The following is a 17,848-nucleotide window of genomic DNA, read 5'->3' as shown; positions in this document are numbered from 1 at the left end:
GGACAGTCAGGAACCTGCCACGGGCAAGCGCTCACATCTGGACAGCGTGTTCGATTTCGCCTGCGGCTCCGGCTCACTGCTGCTGAACGTGCGCAACCGCATGGGGCCCAAAGGGAGTGGCGGCATCGGCAAGATTCACGGCCAGGAAAAGAACATCACCACCTACAACCTGGCGCGCATGAACATGCTACTGCACGGGGTGAAGGATTCAGAGTTCGACATCTTCCACGGCGACACCCTGCTCAACGAGTGGGACATGCTGCGCGAGACCAACCCTGCCAGGGTGCCGAAGTTCGACGCGGTGGTGGCCAATCCGCCCTTCAGCTACCGCTGGGAGCCGAGCGAGGCGCTGGGTGAGGATGTGCGCTTCAAGAACTACGGCCTGGCGCCCAAGTCCGCTGCCGACTTCGCCTTCCTGCTGCACGGCTTCCACTTCCTCAAACAAGACGGCGTGATGGCCATCATCCTGCCCCACGGCGTTCTGTTCCGCGGTGGGACCGAGGCGCGCATCCGCACCAAACTGCTCAAGGATGGCCACATCGACACGGTGATCGGCCTGCCGGCCAACCTGTTCTTCTCCACCGGCATTCCGGTCTGCATTCTGGTACTGAAGAAGTGCAAGAAGCCGGACGATGTGCTGTTCATCAACGCCGCCGAACATTTCGAGAAGGGAAAACGGCAGAACCAGTTGCTTCCCGAGCACATCGACAAGATCATCGATACCTACCAGCATCGCAAGGAAGAATCGCGTTATTCACGGCGGGTGGGTATGGAGGAAATTGAGCAGAACGATTTCAACCTGAACATTTCGCGCTATGTCAGTACGGCACAAGCCGAGGAAGAGATTGATCTCGCGGCGGTGCACGCCGACCTGCTCGCTGCCGAGAAGAAAATTGCCGAGGCCAGGGAACGGCACAACGAGTTTCTCAAGGAACTGGGGCTACCGTTGCTGCCGTAGGAGCATGCTTGATGAATGAGTTTGCAACGTGACGGACTTTTGATTCTGTACACCCTGAATTACCGGTTTTCCAGAATTTCCACGAGCATGCGCGTTACGCCCTGCTGCCACGGCGGCAGAGTCAGACCAAAAACAGTCTGCAGTTTGTGTGTATTCAGCCGTGAATTCAGCGGACGATGTGCGGGAGCAGGATAGGCTGAAGTGGGGACAGGGGTGATTTCAGTGCATTTGACTGGCAAGTCCGACCTGATTTGCCGGGCCTGTCCGATAACAAACCGGGCGTATTCATACCATGTCGTTTCGCCCGATGCCGCACAGTGATAAATACCGGCATGTTGCGGATGGTGCTGCAGATAACGGATAGCGTGGGCGGTAATATCGGCCAGCAGATCGGCTCCGGTGGGCGCTCCAGACTGATCATTAATTACCGTGAGCTGTTCACGTTCTTGTGCCAGGCGCAACATGGTTTTGGCAAAATTGTTGCCGCGTGCTGCATACACCCAGCTGGTACGCAGAATCAGATGTTTACAGCCTGATTGCTGTATACGCTGCTCGCCTTCCAGCTTGCTTTTACCATAGATGGAAAGCGGTGCGGGATTATCGGTCTCTGTCCACGGACAATTACCGCTGCCGTCAAATACATAATCCGTGCTGTAGTGCACCAGCCAGGCGCCCAGCTTTGCCGCTGCTTCGGCAAGCGCGCCGGGTGCGGCAGTATTGATCGTGCCTGCCAGTTCCGGCTCACTTTCGGCTTTGTCTACGGCGGTATAGGCAGCGGCATTGACAATTACATCAGGCTTCAGTACTCGCACAGTTTCAGTCAGCCCCTGCAGATTGCCAAGATCACCACAGTAATCCCGGCTATTGCGATCCAGTGCCGTAACGTGCCCGGTAACAGACAGGCTGCGTTGCAATTCCCAGCCAAGCTGGCCGTTTTTGCCAAGCAGGAGGATGTTCATATCTAACCGCTAGCCGTTTATACCCAGTCGCTCTCGCTGATAACTGCCGTCCTGTACACGCCGGCACCAGTCAAGATTGTTCAGATACCATTCCACTGTTTTACGGATACCGGTTTCAAAGGTTTCTCGCGGCATCCAGCCCAGTTCACGCTGAATTTTGCCGGCATCAATGGCATAACGCAGATCATGGCCGGGGCGATCCTGCACATGGGTAATCTGTGTCTGATAGGGTTTGCCATCGTCACGCGGGCGCAGTTCATCCAATAGCTCACACAGCGTGTGAACCACTTCGATATTCTGTTTTTCATTATGGCCGCCAATGTTATAGGTCTGCCCCACCTGCCCCGCTGTCACTACGCGATACAGGGCGCGAGCATGATCCTCCACGTACAGCCAGTCGCGAATCTGGTTACCCTGGCCATACACCGGCAGCGGCTTGCCTTCCAGTGCATTCAGGATCATCAGTGGAATAAGCTTCTCCGGGAAATGGTATGGCCCGTAGTTGTTGGAGCAGTTGGTAATGAGGGCAGGCAGGCCGTAAGTGCGCTGCCAGGCACGTACCAGATGGTCGGAGCCTGCTTTGCTGGCACTGTAGGGGCTGCTGGGGGCATAGGGTGTGACCTCGGTAAACAGATCCCTGCTACTGTACAAATCACCATATACCTCATCTGTGCTGATGTGATGAAAACGAAATGCTGCCTTACGTTCAGCACTCAGGTTTTGCCAGTAAGCACGCGCCGCTTCCAGCAAAGTATAAGTACCCACCATGTTGGTCTGGATGAACGCAGCCGGCCCATCAATGGAACGATCGACATGACTTTCGGCAGCCAGATGCATGACAGCATCGGGCTGATATCGGGCAAATACACGATCCAGTCCGGCACGGTCGCAAATATCCACCTGCTCAAAGGCATAACGCGGACTTTGGCCGCACTCGGCCAGTGATTCCAGATTACCGGCATAAGTCAGTTTATCGAGGTTGACGACTTGCTCATCTGTTTCGCGGATGAGATAGCGAATGAGCGCAGAACCGATAAATCCGGCACCGCCGGTGATGAGAATTTTCATTTGCCGATGTTTTTGTATTTACAGCCTCAAATCCGATTTTTGCGGATCAAGCACATATTTAAGGTCGTAAAGCACCGCCCCGGGTTTACCCAACCCGCGAACGGCAGCAGCGCCCATCTCCCTGAACTGGTGGTGTGCCACAGCCAGGATGATGGCATCGTAACTGCCGGATTCAGGTGCTTTGACCGGTGTAATGCCGTATTCATGCTGCGCTTCTTCGGGAGATACCCATGGATCGTAAACATCTACCACACAGTTGTAATCCTTGAGTTCAGCGACGATGTCCACGATCCGGGTATTGCGCAGGTCCGGACAGTTTTCCTTGAAAGTAAGCCCCATGACCAGCACACGCGCCCCTTCCACCTGAATACGTTTCTTGGTCATGGCCTTGACCAGTTGCGCGACAACGTAAGCGCCCATACTGTCGTTTAACCGCCGACCGGCCAGGATGATTTCCGGGTGGTAGCCAATTGCCTGCGCTTTATGCGTCAGATAATACGGATCCACGCCAATGCAGTGGCCGCCCACCAGACCCGGGCGAAACGGCAGGAAATTCCATTTGCTGCCGGCCGCTTTCAATACGGCTTCGGTATCAATCCCCATTTTGTTGAAGATAAGCGCCAGTTCATTGATAAGAGCAATGTTCAGGTCACGCTGGGTATTTTCAATTACCTTGGCAGCTTCAGCCACCTTGATGCTTTCCGCCTTGTGTGTGCCAGCGGTAATGATCTCGTTATACAGCCCGTCCACCAGATCGGCGATTGCCGGGGTGGAACCGGAAGTGACTTTTTTGATGGTGGTAACGCGGTGTTCCTTGTCACCGGGGTTGATACGCTCCGGGCTATAGCCACAATAAAAATCCCGGTTGAATTTCAGACCGGAAACACGTTCCAGTACCGGCACGCAATCTTCCTCGGTACAGCCGGGGTAAACCGTGGATTCGTAAATAACGATGTCACCTTTTTTCAATGCCTTGCCAACAGTTTCAGATGCCCTGATGAGCGGGGTGAGATCGGGACGCTTGTACTCATCGATCGGTGTTGGTACGGTAACAATGTAACAGTTGCAGGCACGTAAATCGTCAATATTGGTGGTGTATATCAGATGTTTCGCCGCTGCCAGCTCCTCCCGGGTGGTTTCCAGCGTAAAGTCGTTGCCATTTTTGAGTTCATCGATACGGCGCCGGTTGATGTCAAACCCGGTTACAGGGCGCTTGCGACCAAATTCAACGGCCAGTGGAAGGCCGACATACCCGAGACCGACAATGGCAAGTTTGATGTCCTGAAGCTGCATGTTATCTCCTACAGGTTAAAGTAATTGCGATACCACGCCACAAAGCTGGCTATCCCCTGCTCAACCGGTGTAGCAGGTTTGTAGCTGAATTGTTCAACGAGATCAGAAACGTCCGCATAGGTATCCGGCACATCACCCGGCTGCAAAGGCAGCATTTCCATTTCGGCTTTTTTACCCAGCGCTTTCTCCAGTGCGGCAATGTAGTCCATCAGCTCAACCGGGCTGTTGTTACCAATGTTGTAAATACGCCAGGGGGCCATGCTGGTGCCGGCATCCGGATTCGCCCCGCTCCAGGCCGGGTTGGGCCGGGCAGGCTGATCCAGTACGCGAATCACACCTTCCACGATGTCATCCACATAGGTGAAATCCCGGCGATGTTTGCCATAGTTGAAAACCGGAATCTTCTCCCCGGCAAGAATGGCTTTGGTGAATTTGAACAGTGCCATATCCGGCCGCCCCCAGGGTCCATACACGGTAAAAAAGCGTAAACCGGTAGTAGGCAGGTGGTACAGATGACTATAGGTATGCGCCATCAGCTCGTTCGATTTCTTGCTGGCGGCATAAAGGCTGAGCGGATGGTCAACGTTGTCATGCACCGAGAACGGCATGGTCGTATTGGCGCCGTACACACTGGAACTGCTGGCATATACCAGATGCTCGACATTGTGGTGGCGGCAGCCTTCGAGAATATGGGCGAAGCCAACAATATTGCTGTCGATATAGGCAAGCGGATTTTCAATGGAATAACGTACCCCGGCCTGGGCAGCCAGATTCACTACCCGCTGTGGTTTATGTGTTTCAAAACAGGCATTGATTCCTTCCCTGTCTGCCAGATCAAGGCGCAAATGCACGTAAGCCGGATGATCCGCAAACCGGGCCAGACGATCTTCCTTGATCTGCGGATCATAATAATTATTGTGGTTATCGATACCGATGACAGTATCACCACGCTCCAGCAGCCGCAGCGCCAGTGTGGATCCAATGAAACCGGCCGCACCGGTAATGAGTACTTTCAATTCATCACTCCCCTACAAATCTACAAATCACATGTATAAACTTTATCGGCGACACCCGCCACGCGCGCCACTGCAATCAAAACAGGATTTTACTCTGCTGTCAGACCAACACTAAAACGATATAGGCCGGATTTATTGATCTGTTCATATTCACTCATCATAGCAGCAAGTTGAAACACGGCAGCGGCTGCCTGACAGAAAAGCGTTTCATCCGGAAAATCTGTCAGGAAAATGCAAGTTGAAACAGTCTATATTCGCCTCATATGGAGATCGACTGTCATGCGCTGTTCAACCTTGCTTGTTTTCCTTCTGTGGGCTGCAGTGCCGAGCTACGGCCAGGGCTATGATATTGCTGTCAGTCTGGAGGAAGCCGAACACCTGGCACTGACTCGCAACCGTGATCTCCGCTTCGCTCAGCGCAACATTGAAGTAGCAGCAGCAGAAACACTTAACGCTGCAGCTTCTCCCAATCCCACATTATCTTTCAGCACCAGTCATTTCGACCCCAAAACCAGGCCGACTACTATTTTCAAATCCACGCCGGCGGAAGATGTTATCCATCTGGATAAAATCTTTGAACGGGGAAACAAACGTGAACTGCGCATGGCCAGGGCAGACAGCGAATTCACCGCTACCCGGCTCGATTTTGACGATGCCCTGCGGCAGATTCGGTTCAATGTACGCAGTGCCTGGTTTGATCTCAAACAAACCGAACGCCATACTGAATTGAGCAGCATCATTGCACAGCAGTCAGAACGCATTCTGGATCTGGCCCGGCGCCGTTACCGGGCAGGCGATCTGTCCGGTGCTGATCTCGGACGTTTCGAAGCGGATTCCGCCAAAGCTAAAGCGGATGAGCAGGCGATACAGGGCAGGCTTGCACGCGCACGTGTCACACTGGCCATCCTGCTGGCGGATGAAAGCCGCGCACAACAAATCGTCACCCGGGGAGACTGGCCGGCTGAAAAGGCCATACTGCCCGATACAGCAACCATTACCACCGCCATTGACCAGCGCCCGGATACGCTGGCAGCCATTGCACGGGTGGAAGCCGCCCGTCACAACCTCGCACTGGCCCAGGCCAAGCGCACGCGTGATGTTACTGTCAGTCTGGAGTTTGAACGCCAGCCCAGGGATGTTACCCAGCCACGTAATGCACTCGGTCTGGGATTTTCAGTTCCACTGTTTCTCGGCAATTATTTTGAAGGCGATATTCGCCGTGCTCACGCTGAACTGGCACTGGCCGAAGATCAGCTGGAAGCAATCCGTGCCCGTATCCAGGCTGAGATCGGCCAGCTTTCCAGCGAATTGCAACGTACCGGTGACCGCTGGCAGGCCCTGCAGGAACAGGCACTGCCGGCTGCCCGCCGCACCGCCAGTGCAGCGGAAATTGCTTTCAGCAAAGGTGCCATCAGTGCGCTGGAATTTCTCGATGCCCAACGCATCCTGCGGGCTGCCGAACTGGATGCACTGCAGGCCCGCAGCGACCTGGCAAAAGCACGTGCTGCTCTCGATGCTGCACTGGAAACAGCTTCCTCCGCTATACAAGAACCCAAGTCATGATGAAATCCAGATCACGCAAAATCATTGTTACTGCCCTTATCCTGGCGCTTGCAGCTGCAGGCAGCTATCTCCATTTCCGGCAGGCTGCTCCCCAGCCGGAAGCCGGTAACACCGATCCGGATGATGAGGGGGAACATCATCTGGTATTTCCACCGGGGGCTCCCCAGCTTGCCTATATCAAAACAAGCCGTGCCGTCATATCACCACTACCGGCAAGTGAACCGCTGACCGCCAGGCTGGCACTGGCTGAAAACCTGACCGCCCGCATCATCCCTGCGGTTGCCGGCCGTATCCTGCAACTGCACGCCGAGATTGGTGATCAGGTCGATACAGGTGCTCCGCTGGCCACGATGGATTCACCGGATTTTGGTGCTGCCATGGCCGATTTACATAAAGCAGAAGCGAATGCCGTACAGAAACAGCTCACCTACAAACGAACACAGGAACTCCTGGCCGGGGAAGCCATCGCCCGGCGTGATGTCGAAAATGCCAGAGCAGAATGGCAGATTGCAGCAGCAGAAGCGGAACGGTCACGGCTGCGGGTCAAAAATCTGACCCCAAGTGGCAAGGTGCAAGGTGAGAAACTGGTATTGCGTGCGCCGATCGCCGGTGTGATAGTCGAACGGCAGGCCAATCCGGGAACAGAAATCCGCCCGGATCAGAATGTCCCGCTGTTTGTTATTTCCAATCTGTCTCACCTGTGGGTACAGGTGGATGTCCCTGAACGCCTGATTGGCCGGGTACATACCGGCAACCCGCTGTTGCTCTCACTTGACGCATTCCCGGGAGAATCTTTTTTTGCCACTATCACCCGCATAGCCCCTCAGCTTGATCCGGATGTTCGCCGGATACAGGTACGTGCTGAAATTGATAACCGGGAAGGCCGGTTGCGCCCGGCCATGTTTGCCCGCGCCCAGCTGATCGATCCACAGGCAGTCAATGTTGTCCGGTTACCCGCAGTATCGGTGATTACCAATGGAATTTATCCGACAGTTTTCATCGAAACCACTCCCGGTCAATTTATCCGGCGCCAGATCCGTATCGCTTTCCAGGATGCTGAATCCGTTTGGCTCGAACCGGAAAATGGCGGCGTGCAGTCTGGTGAAGAAGTCGTGACCGATGGCGCCATGTTACTCGCCTCAGAACTTGCCGCCGGGAGCTGATATGCTCAGTCGTCTCATTTCATTTTCGGTCAAACAGCGGTTATTTGTTCTCGTCATGGTAGGCGCACTGCTGGTGGCCGGCATACGCGCTTTCATTGAACTGCCCATCGAAGCCTTTCCTGATGTTCAGGATGTACAGGTACAGATCATCACCCAGGTAACCGGCCAGGCACCGGAAGAAGTCGAACGCAGTGTTACTATCCCGATTGAGCGGGAAATGAGCGGCGTGGCACAAATGACCCAGTTGCGCTCAGTTTCCATCACCGGACTGTCCGTCATCACCATGACATTCGCCGACGGTACCGAAGATCGCCTGGCGCGTGCACAGGTGCTGGAAAAGCTGCATACGGCAGGCTTGCCGGAAGGCATCACTCCCGAACTGGCTCCACTGACTACTGCCGTTGGTGAAATTTACCGCTATGTGGTCGAGGCCCCGCCGGATATGCCGCTTTATGAAGTCCGTGCAGTCGAGGACTGGGTTATCCGGCCTGAATTAAGGCGCGTGCCGGGCGTTGCTGATGTGGTTGGTTTTGGCGGCTCGATCAAGGAAGTCCAGGTCGATGTGGACCCGGGTGCACTGCGCAAATTCGGGTTGACGCTGGATCAGGTCAGTCAGGCACTCAGCGAAAACAACTCCAATACCGGTGGCGGTATTATCCGGCGCGGCGGCGAAGGACTGGTATTGCGTGCCATCGGACTCTTCCGCTCGGCCGAGGATGTCGCCGCTACCGTGATTGCGACACGTGACGGCAAAGCCATTACCGTCGGCAATGTTGCCACTGTTGCAATCGGCGGACATACCCCTCTCTCCGGCATTGTCTCGCTCACCCGGCGTGACGGGGATGGCAGGATTACCAGCCACGATTCGATCGTCGAAGGTATCGTGCTGATGATCAAAGGCAGCGATCCAAGCAAAATTATCCAGGTTCTCAAAACGCGGATAGATGAACTCAATAACCACTCCAAGCTGCCGCCCGGCGTGCAGATCCGCCCGATTTACGAACGCACCCAGCTGGTCAGCCACACGGTGGCTACCGTAGGAGAAAATCTGCTCGTCGGCGCACTGCTGGTAGTGGCCGTACTGATCGTATTTTTGCGCGATTGGCGGACTTCACTGATCGTTGCCTGCATCATTCCGCTCACGTTGCTGTTTGCCTTCATCATGATGAATGCACGCGGGGTGTCAGCCAACCTGATCTCACTGGGCGCAGTTGATGTCGGTATTATCATCGACAGCGCCGTTGTCCTGGTGGAAGCGCTGATGGTGCGATTGATGCTGCAGCAGGAACGCGAGCTGGAACCCGGACAGGATGCCGTCAAATTACGCCTTAGCGCACTGCGGCAGACTGCTATCAGTCTCAGCAAGCCTATTCTGTTTTCCAAGGCGATTATCATTCTGGCTTTTGTGCCCATCTTCACATTCCAGCGTGTGGAAGGAAAAATCTTTTCTCCGGTGGCTTTCACGCTCTCCTTTGCGCTGCTTGGCGCCATTATCCTGACACTGACACTGGTACCTGCGCTGCTCTCCTATCTGTTGCAGCGCAGTACCGTAACCGAACCCCATCTCACCTGGATGGAACGATTGCAAAGTGGCTACCGGAAACTGCTCGACTGGGCAGATGTCCGCCCCCGCATCATGGCCGCAATCACGGCTGGCTCATTAGCGGGTGCACTCTCGCTGTTGCCGGTGATCGGGACGGAATTTCTGCCAAAACTCGATGAAGGTAACATCTGGCTGACGATTGCGCTCCCACCGTCCATTCATCTGGAACAGTCGAAAGAAATCGAACGGGCAGTACGGGCCAAACTGGCTGCCTACCCGGAAGTCAAAACTGTTGTGGCACAAGTTGGACGTCCGGATGACGGAACCGATCCCAAAGGCGCCAATAATCTGGAAATTCTGGCGGATCTCAATCCGCGCAACAGCTGGCGATTCAGCTCCAAGGAAAAACTGGTGGCAGATATGTCACGATCACTCAAGGCTATTCCCGGATTACCCACCAATTTTTCACAGGTCATTCAGGATAACGTGGAGGAATCGCTCTCCGGGGTCAAGGGCGAGATTGCCATCAAGGTATTTGGCCCCAATCTGGAGATTCTGGAGGACAAGGCAGAGCAGATCGTGGGTATCCTGAACCATGTTCGCGGTGCTGTGGATGTGGCTGCCATCAAGGTAGGCGGTCAGACTGAAATCACTGTCACTCCGGACCGGCAGAAACTGGCGCGTTACGGCATCACGATTGCGGCAATCAACCATCTTTTCCAGACAGCATTCGGGGGAAGTGCTGTCACCGGCTTCTATGAAGGGGAACGGCGCTTCAACGTCAATCTCCGCCTGGCGCCCGATTACCGTCACACCATTACAGACATAGCCAATCTGCAAATCGCTATCCCCGGCAATACTCCCGGCAGTCCCGGTGCATTCCTGACACTGGGTGAACTGGCTCGCATTGATGTGCGCCAGGGCGCTTCACGTATCGCGCGCGAAGCAGGCGGCCGTGCCGTTTCAGTCAAGGCCAACCTGATGGGGCGCGATCAGGGCAGCTTTGTCAGCGAAGCCCAGAAAAAAGTAGCAGAGCATGTCCACCTGCCTCCCGGTTACCGGATCACCTGGGGCGGCCAGTTTGAAAATCAGCAGCGCGCAATGAAACGGCTGATGATTATTGTCCCCGCCAGCCTGCTTGGTATTTTTGTACTGCTGTTCTGGGCATTCAAATCATTGCGCTCTGCCTCCATCATCCTGATGATCGCCCCGCTCACCCTGATTGGCGGCCTTTCCGGACTGGCACTCTCCGGTTTGCATCTGTCCATTTCAGCTGCCGTTGGATTTATCGCTGTCTCGGGTATTGCGGTACAAAATGGTGTCATTATGGTGGAAGAAATTGTCGGCCTGCTGCATAAAGGCAAACCGTTTGCTGAAGCGGTGCGGGAAGGTGCCGTACTGCGCCTGCGGCCGATATTGATGACAGCTCTGATGGCGGGCCTTGGCCTGTTACCGGCAGCACTTTCTCACAGTATCGGTTCGGAAACCCAGCGTCCGTTTGCAGTGGTTATTGTCGGCGGTATCATCTCCGCCACCTTCTTTACACTCGTATTACTGCCGCTGATGTATAACCGGCTGGCTCGGCCAGGGCATACCAAAACCTGAAAATCTCTTTTTAGAAATATCCTCTGTGGTTTTCTGAAAAAACCGGGTGTTATCATGCAGCCAACTGGGGAGGTGCAATGCGTATTCTGGTTGTCGAGGATGATTCTCTGGTGGCAAGCGGTATCAAACAGGGGCTGGCCAATGCGGGCTACGCTGTGGATGTGGCGGAAAATGCCGAGCATGCCGAATGTCATCTCCGGGAAGAAAATTTCGATCTGGCCGTTGTCGATATCGGCCTGCCGGATATTGATGGGCTAACGCTGGTGCAACGGTTACGTCAGCGGAAAATGCGCCTGCCGGTACTGGTACTGACCGCGCGAGGCAGCATGGAAGATACGATTGCCGGGCTGGATGTAGGTGCAGACGATTACATGACCAAACCATTCCGTCTGCCGGAACTGATTGCTCGTATCCGCGCCCTCATTCGCCGGGCTCATTCGGTTGTCAGCACAGAACTGCAGCACGACCAGCTCATCCTCAATACCGGCAGCCATACCGCTACACTGCATGGCGAGCCTCTGTTCCTGACCTTGCGTGAATGGACCATTCTCGAAACCCTGCTGCTGGCATCCCCCAAGGTGGTCAGCAAGGAAAAACTGCTGCAAAGTCTCACCGGCTGGGACAAAAACATTACCCCCAATGCGATCGAGGTACATGTTTCACGGCTGCGCGCCAAAATTGAGCCGGGTGGGATCGAAATCCGTACCGTCCGCGGTATCGGCTATCGTATTGATCAGAGCCGTTCATAAGCCATTCATAAGCCATTCATAAGCCATTCATAAGCCATTCATGAAACCCGATCTTCCCCGTTCACTGGGTTTGCGGCAACGGTTACTGCTCTGGATTTTGCTGCCCCTGATCGCTGTATTTATCGGCAGCATCCTGTTTGATTACCGGCTGGCACAGGAAACTGCCAACACCGCCTATGATCACTCACTGAACAATGCAGCGCTGGATATTGCAGCCTATATTCGCACAGTCGGGTTAAATCCCGAGCTGCGCCTGACTCCTGAAGCGGAAGCCATGCTGCGATCTGATGCAATGGATAAAATCTTCTTCGCCGTATACAACTCTGACCACCAGCTGCTGGCCGGTGACGCCGATCTGCCGATCTATCCAGGGTCGCTCCATGAGCCGCCAACATTCTCCGATGATTTCTACCGGGATGAAAAAGTTCGCGCCACCACTCGCCGTATTGCTGTTCACGGCAATGAAATTATCATTACCGTTGCTGAAACCATGCGTGAACGTGATCAGGCCAGCAACCATATCCTTGTTGCCATCAGCGTTCCCAATCTGATGATTATCGCTGCAACACTGCTGGTAATCTACTTTGGTGTCCGGCGCGGACTGGCGCCACTGGTGCACGTCGAAAACCAGATTGCCAGCCGCTCGCCACGTGATCTGCGGGCACTCGATATTGAACATGCCCCGCGCGAAATCCGCCCGATGCTCACCCGGCTTAATGAATTGTTTGATTCACTGCGCCTGGCCTCAGCTGCCCAGCAGCGTTTTCTGGCTGATGCGGCACACCAGTTGCGTACACCGCTTGCCGGTTTGCAAACCCAGATCGAACTGGTGGCGGCTGAAGGAAAATATCTGCGCAATGAAGAACGCCTGGCGCGCATTGAAGAATCAGTCGAGCGCATCGCTCATCTGGTTACCCAGTTGCTGATCTACGCACAAACTGAACCGGCAGCTTCCGCCAATCAGATTTTCCAGCCAGTGGCACTGCACGAACTGGCTGAAAGTGCAGCTTCAACTTTCATTGATCGTGCACTCACAAAAGACATTGATCTTGGTTTTGAAATCGAACCGGCTACAACTGACGGGATTGCATGGATGTTGCGTGAAGCACTGGGAAACCTGATCGACAACGCACTGCGTTACTGCCCTGCCGGCAGTACCATCACGGTTTGCAGCGGTATCCGCTCCGGCCATCCCTATCTGGCTGTGGAGGATAACGGTCCCGGCATTCCTGTCGAAGAACACGGTAAAGTATTTGAACGCTTCTACCGTATTCCCGGATCAGCCAGCGGTGGCTGCGGGCTGGGTTTATCCATCGTTCAGGAAATAACACAGTTGCATGCTGCAACCATTATTTTTTCTGAACCGGAAGGAGGCGGCCTGACAGTTACACTGACTTTTCCTGAAAACCGTGGTGATTAATCCGGCCGGACAATTTATTGCCTGCACCAGGTTTTGCCGGTTAAAGCAGCAATCTGCAGAATGAAGTAAAAAAAATGCCTGTCGATTTGCAGAGAACTGTAAAAAGACAGGCAGAAGTAGAGGAGGAAGCAACTTTTACCAGAAGAGCACACCCTTAACTCAGGTAAAAATCCGAAAGAAAAATCTGTATTCTTTCCTCCGGACTTATATTCATATTGCATAAATGCAAACCTGAACATCAGGTGGTACGGATAATGAAGCGATTATGCCCATAAAAATAAAGGTTGAAAATGTGACATATTGTCGCAGACTGATTTGGCGGGTACGCGAGCGCGCGGATGCTGAAAAAAAGGAAAAATTCAGGCAGGAACCAGCCGGATTTCGGTTGAATCCGGCTGTGCCAAATAGAATATTAAAAATAGCCGAGAGGTTCCGGAAGCGGACAGAATCAGGACAGTCCCTGATCAATTTTTTTAAAATACAGCTCCCTGAAAGATTTTTTTCTGTTCAAATCAGCTTATGCCATTGTTTTCAAAAAAAAATTCGGCCTGACATCTTTGATAGACAAGTACCGCCATGACATATTGATACCCCTGCCATGGTAAGATGCCCACACTGTAACAATGACATGAATGAGCCCATGACCACACCCGAGGAAGTCACTCAATATCTGCAGGACCACCCCAAATTTTTTGAAGAACACCCCGCCCTGCTGGAATCACTGCGCTTTCCACATCCTTATGAAGATCGCGTCATTTCGATTAACGAACGCCAGGTTGCATTACTGCGCGAAAAAAACAGATTGCTGCAGGACAGACTGCAAGAGCTGATCAGTGTCGGTGAAAATAATGATGCTATCGGCGAACGCATGCATCGCCTGACAGTGGCATTGCTGGGTTTCAGTTCGCTGACCGAGCTGCTGCATGGTTTGCAGTATCACTTATGTGAAGATTTTTCCATCCCTCATGTCGTGCTGCGTTTATGGCAAATTGACGAGTTTGGTACCGAAGCAGATCTTTCTTCTTCTGAATTCGATCTGATCAGCAGTAACGTGCGCATCCTTGCACAAGGCATGTTGCATCCCTATTGCGGGCCGGAAGTGGATGGTGAAATCAGGCAATGGTTTGAACAGGATGCAGAATATCTGAAATCTTTTGCCATTATCCCGCTGAAGAAGCAAAGCAATTTTGGTTTACTGGTCATGGCAAGCCCCGAAGCGGAACGTTTTTATCCGGACATGGGAACACTTTATCTCGAACGGCTGGGTGATCTGGTGAGCAGCTCAATCACGCGCCTGATACAGCAGCTTCCCGGAACAGCCAATCGTGAATCCGCTTCATGACGAGCATAATGCGCCACTGCCACCACTGCTGGACGAATATCTGGCGTATCTGGCCAGCACACGCAGTCTTTCCGCATTAACCCGGCACAGCTACCGGCGTGACCTGATCGCGCTGGTACGCTGCATTGCCAGCCTGCAGGAAAACGAATACACCGTTTCTGATAGTGCACTAACGCAGCTGCAGTCACACAACATCCGCCATTTTATGGCACGCTTGCACCACAGTGGCCTTTCCGGCAGGAGCCTGGCACGTATGCTGTCCGCCTGGCGCGGGTTTTACCGTTATCTGACCCGTCACCATCATCACAATGACAACCCCTGCCTGGATGTGCGCGTCCCTAAATCACCACAAAAGCTGCCACACGCACTCTCACCGGATGAAGCTGCACAACTGCTGACTTTTGATCCGGCTGATGCGCTGGCGGTACGTGATCTGGCCATGTTCGAGCTGTTCTATTCATCCGGGTTACGATTGGCCGAATTGACACAGTTACAGCCAGCTGACATTGATTTTAACGAAGGGATCGTACGTGTTACGGGAAAGGGTAATAAAACCCGTGTTGTACCAGTTGGCGAACTGGCGCTGCGTGCGCTGCAAGCCTGGCTCCCGCTGCGGGACACATGGCTGATACCGGGCGAAACAGCATTATTTCTATCGCAACGCGGCCGGCGTATTCACCCGCGCACTATCGCCACCCGTTTACATCAGCGGGCGTTATTACAGAACCTCGATGAACGTGTCCATCCGCACGCTCTGCGCCATTCATTCGCCTCCCATCTGTTGCAGTCGAGTGGTGATTTGCGGGCGGTTCAGGAAATGCTCGGGCACAGCAGCATCCGCAGTACGCAGATTTATACCCATCTGGATTTTCAGCATCTGGCAAAGGTTTACGACCAGGCGCATCCTCGTGCCCGGAGAAAACCCAAAGCCGGCTAGGGTTTTACCAGATACGTGCGGTTACAAACCATCAGGATTTATTTCTGAACGCTGTCCATTCCTGTCTGGTGGCACGTGCTGCTGAAAACAGCTTTTGCAGTGATTCACCATCATGGTTGGCCAGCATTTGCTGCAGCGCGGACAACTCCTGCTGATAGGCTTCGATTTGTGCAAGCAGTGCTGCACGATTTTCCAGACAGATATCCCGCCACATTTCCGGCGAACTGGCAGCAATGCGGGTCATATCATTCAGGCTGGTACCGGCAAGTTGCAGAACTGCCATTGGACCGCCTCCACCCGGAGTCGGAACCAAGCCCTGGTCCAAGGTTTGGCTCAGTGTATGAATATGCCGCATCAGCGAGAATGCCAGCATGTGTGGCAAGTGGCTGATCGCCGCCAGAATCTGATCATGCTGCTCCGCCTGCATCAGTGAAACATTGGCGCCGCAATGCTGCCAAAGCGCAGTAACGCGGTCAATGGCCTGCTGATTATTCTCTTGCAGGGGTGTCAGGATTACAGGTTTATTCTGGAACAGCTCGGGAAAAGCAGCTTCTGCACCGCTGAATTCAGTGCCGGCAATGGGGTGTGCGGGAATAAAACGCTCAATATGCTTACCCAGATTACTGCGGGCAGCCTGAATAACGTTTTGTTTGGTACTGCCCGCATCCGAAACAATAGTGTGATCCTCCAGACAGGGAGCCATCTGCTGCATGACACTGGCAGTTTGTTTTACAGGAATCGCGAGTAACACAAAATCTGCGCCGGACAGTGCAGCGGAAAAATTATCGGTTTGTTCGTCAATAATACCCAGTTCAAGGGCACGCTGCATATTTTCCGGGCTGCGGCCAATTCCAACAACACGCCCCACCAAACCAGTCCGGCGCAATGCCAGCGCGAACGAACCGCCGATCAGCCCCACACCGATGATGACCAGTTTTGAGAGGGCAGAAGAGACCACGGCCAGACGTTATGCTGTCAATCGAGCTCTTTCAGCGCCCGCCCCAGCGCATCGAGGAATCGCCTGTTTTCTTCTTCAATCCCAATCGTTACCCGCAGATGATTGGGGAGGTCGTAATTACCCAAAGGACGCACAATTACACCCTGTTGCAGTAAGTTTCTGTAAGTTTTCAGTGTATTGGTTGGCAGTCCGGGAATACGGATACTGACGAAATTACCGAAGGAAGGGATATATTCAATATCAAGCTGCGTCAGGCCCTGGGTCATTTGCTGCATACCTGTACGATTTGTTGTATAGGCCAGTTTGACGAACTCAACATCTTTCAGTGCCGCCTGGGCAGCCGCCAGACCAATGCTGTTGACATTAAACGGCTGGCGGATACGGTTCATCAGGTTAGCAATATCAGCATGTGCCAGCGCAAAACCGACCCGCACACTGGCAAGACCATAGGCTTTGGAAAACGTCCGTGTAATAACCAGATTCTGTAAATTTTTCAACCACGCAATGCTGTTTGCCTTGCTCGCTTCCGGCAGATACTCATCGTAGGCTTCATCCAGCACCACAAGTACGTCTTGTGGAACACGCTCCATAAAACGCAGCAAATCTCTGGCATCACACAACGTACCGGTAGGATTGTTAGGATTGGCGATGAAGACAATACGGGTTTCCGGTGTGATGGCGTCCAGCATGGCCTCAAGATCATGCCCGTAATTACGGGCAGGAACAGCAATGCCCCTGGCACCCACAGCCTGTGCCAGCAGCGGGTAAATAGCAAAAGCATACTGGGAATAGATTGCGGTCGCACCAGGACGCAGAAAAATGCGGGCAGCCAGTTCAAGCACGTCATTGGAACCATTGCCCAGTACGATCTGATCAACCGGGATACCCAACCCCTCGGACAGGGTTGCCTTTAACTCAAAACCACTGCCATCCGGATAACGGGCTGATTCAGTCAGTGCCTGAATCATCGCTTCCCTGGCCAATGGGCTGGTACCCAGTGGATTTTCATTGGAAGCCAGTTTGATTACATCATCCTTATTTAATCCGAGGTCTCTAACCAGTTCTGATATCGGTTTACCCGGCAGATAAGGCTGAATTGCCCGGATATAATCCGGAGCGAGTTGACTGAGGTTCATCATGTTCAGGGGTAATAGTATCTTGTTCAGGAATTTGCTGATTATGCCGCAGGATAAGAACCGAAAATCTTCACAAACGTTGCATTATCACGCAGCATTTGCAGTGCCTTTGCCACATTTTCATCCTCCTGATGCCCG

At 53.6% G+C, this 17,848-nt stretch carries 14 protein-coding genes; 8 read left to right on the top strand and 6 right to left on the bottom strand.

What is annotated here, in order from left to right:
- Positions 1-958, top strand: a 958-nt coding sequence (locus IT527_RS06710; protein ID WP_292967758.1) for a type I restriction-modification system subunit M, incomplete at its 5' end; no start/stop codon positions are given.
- Positions 959-1,017: 59 nt separating this feature from the next.
- On the opposite strand, the gene rfbD is transcribed toward IT527_RS06710, so the two are convergent.
- Genes rfbD through IT527_RS06690 form a run of 4 tightly spaced genes read right to left on the bottom strand, consistent with a single transcriptional unit; the run spans position 1,018 to position 5,294 of the window.
- Positions 1,018-1,917, bottom strand: coding sequence for a dTDP-4-dehydrorhamnose reductase (rfbD, locus tag IT527_RS06705; RefSeq protein ID WP_292967757.1), 900 nt, complete (start codon positions 1,915-1,917; stop codon positions 1,018-1,020).
- A 9-nt stretch (positions 1,918-1,926) separates the two neighbouring features.
- Positions 1,927-2,985, bottom strand: coding sequence for a dTDP-glucose 4,6-dehydratase (gene rfbB / locus IT527_RS06700; protein WP_292967756.1), 1,059 nt, complete (start codon positions 2,983-2,985; stop codon positions 1,927-1,929).
- A gap of 18 nt (positions 2,986-3,003) precedes the next feature.
- Positions 3,004-4,278, bottom strand: coding sequence for a Vi polysaccharide biosynthesis UDP-N-acetylglucosamine C-6 dehydrogenase TviB (gene tviB, locus IT527_RS06695; protein WP_292967755.1), 1,275 nt, complete (start codon positions 4,276-4,278; stop codon positions 3,004-3,006).
- Between the two features lie 8 nt (positions 4,279-4,286).
- Positions 4,287-5,294 carry an NAD-dependent epimerase gene (locus IT527_RS06690; protein WP_292967754.1) on the bottom strand — a complete coding sequence of 336 codons (1,008 nt, stop codon included), beginning with the start codon at positions 5,292-5,294 and terminating at the stop codon, positions 4,287-4,289.
- 231 nt (positions 5,295-5,525) lie between these two features.
- On the opposite strand from IT527_RS06690, the gene IT527_RS06685 reads away from it, so the two are divergent.
- The 7 genes from IT527_RS06685 (at position 5,526) to xerC (ending at position 15,616) form a co-directional block, all read left to right on the top strand.
- The gene (locus tag IT527_RS06685; protein WP_292967753.1) at positions 5,526-6,857 is read left to right on the top strand and encodes a TolC family protein; all 1,332 of its coding nucleotides are present in this window, start codon (positions 5,526-5,528) and stop codon (positions 6,855-6,857) included.
- On the top strand, positions 6,854-8,020 hold the full coding sequence (locus IT527_RS06680) for an efflux RND transporter periplasmic adaptor subunit (RefSeq protein ID WP_292967752.1): 1,167 nt from the start codon (positions 6,854-6,856) through the stop codon (positions 8,018-8,020). Before IT527_RS06685 ends, IT527_RS06680 begins: the two co-directional genes overlap by 4 nt.
- A gap of 1 nt (position 8,021) precedes the next feature.
- Complete coding sequence (locus tag IT527_RS06675; RefSeq protein ID WP_292967751.1) at positions 8,022-11,168, top strand: CusA/CzcA family heavy metal efflux RND transporter; 3,147 nt, start codon at positions 8,022-8,024, stop codon at positions 11,166-11,168.
- A 77-nt stretch (positions 11,169-11,245) separates the two neighbouring features.
- Entirely contained in the window at positions 11,246-11,917 is a 672-nt protein-coding gene (locus IT527_RS06670; RefSeq protein ID WP_292967750.1) for a response regulator, read from the top strand.
- 40 nt (positions 11,918-11,957) lie between these two features.
- Entirely contained in the window at positions 11,958-13,337 is a 1,380-nt protein-coding gene (locus tag IT527_RS06665; RefSeq protein WP_292967749.1) for a sensor histidine kinase, read from the top strand.
- Positions 13,338-13,977: 640 nt separating this feature from the next.
- The gene (locus IT527_RS06660; RefSeq protein ID WP_292967748.1) at positions 13,978-14,679 is read left to right on the top strand and encodes a DUF484 family protein; all 702 of its coding nucleotides are present in this window, start codon (positions 13,978-13,980) and stop codon (positions 14,677-14,679) included.
- Positions 14,663-15,616: a tyrosine recombinase XerC gene (gene xerC, locus IT527_RS06655; protein WP_292967747.1), complete on the top strand. Its 954-nt coding sequence runs from the start codon at positions 14,663-14,665 to the stop codon at positions 15,614-15,616. The genes IT527_RS06660 and xerC overlap by 17 nt, the downstream gene beginning before the upstream one ends.
- A gap of 31 nt (positions 15,617-15,647) precedes the next feature.
- On the opposite strand, the gene IT527_RS06650 is transcribed toward xerC, so the two are convergent.
- On the bottom strand, positions 15,648-16,574 hold the full coding sequence (locus IT527_RS06650; RefSeq protein WP_292967746.1) for a prephenate dehydrogenase/arogenate dehydrogenase family protein: 927 nt from the start codon (positions 16,572-16,574) through the stop codon (positions 15,648-15,650).
- 17 nt (positions 16,575-16,591) lie between these two features.
- Positions 16,592-17,710, bottom strand: coding sequence for a histidinol-phosphate transaminase (hisC, locus tag IT527_RS06645; RefSeq protein ID WP_292967759.1), 1,119 nt, complete (start codon positions 17,708-17,710; stop codon positions 16,592-16,594).
- Positions 17,711-17,848: the final 138 nt, after the last annotated feature.

The sequence above is a fragment of the Nitrosomonas sp. genome, from assembly GCF_020852615.1.
Classification (GTDB): Bacteria; Pseudomonadota; Gammaproteobacteria; order Burkholderiales; family Nitrosomonadaceae; genus Nitrosomonas.
Note: the sequence above shows the minus strand (reverse complement) of the source record. Positions and strands in the feature narration are given on the sequence as shown.

What these genes read in the sequence shown, in the direction of transcription:
- rfbD (WP_292967757.1), bottom strand. Translation starts at nt 1,917, where the DNA reads ATGAACATCCTCCTGCTTGGCAAAAACGGCCAGCTTGGCTGGGAATTG.
- rfbB (WP_292967756.1), bottom strand. Translation starts at nt 2,985, where the DNA reads ATGAAAATTCTCATCACCGGCGGTGCCGGATTTATCGGTTCTGCGCTC.
- tviB (WP_292967755.1), bottom strand. Translation starts at nt 4,278, where the DNA reads ATGCAGCTTCAGGACATCAAACTTGCCATTGTCGGTCTCGGGTATGTC.
- IT527_RS06685 (WP_292967753.1), top strand. Translation starts at nt 5,526, where the DNA reads ATGCAAGTTGAAACAGTCTATATTCGCCTCATATGGAGATCGACTGTC.
- IT527_RS06680 (WP_292967752.1), top strand. Translation starts at nt 6,854, where the DNA reads ATGATGAAATCCAGATCACGCAAAATCATTGTTACTGCCCTTATCCTG.
- IT527_RS06675 (WP_292967751.1), top strand. Translation starts at nt 8,022, where the DNA reads ATGCTCAGTCGTCTCATTTCATTTTCGGTCAAACAGCGGTTATTTGTT.
- IT527_RS06670 (WP_292967750.1), top strand. Translation starts at nt 11,246, where the DNA reads ATGCGTATTCTGGTTGTCGAGGATGATTCTCTGGTGGCAAGCGGTATC.
- IT527_RS06665 (WP_292967749.1), top strand. Translation starts at nt 11,958, where the DNA reads ATGAAACCCGATCTTCCCCGTTCACTGGGTTTGCGGCAACGGTTACTG.
- IT527_RS06660 (WP_292967748.1), top strand. Translation starts at nt 13,978, where the DNA reads ATGACCACACCCGAGGAAGTCACTCAATATCTGCAGGACCACCCCAAA.
- hisC (WP_292967759.1), bottom strand. Translation starts at nt 17,710, where the DNA reads ATGAACCTCAGTCAACTCGCTCCGGATTATATCCGGGCAATTCAGCCT.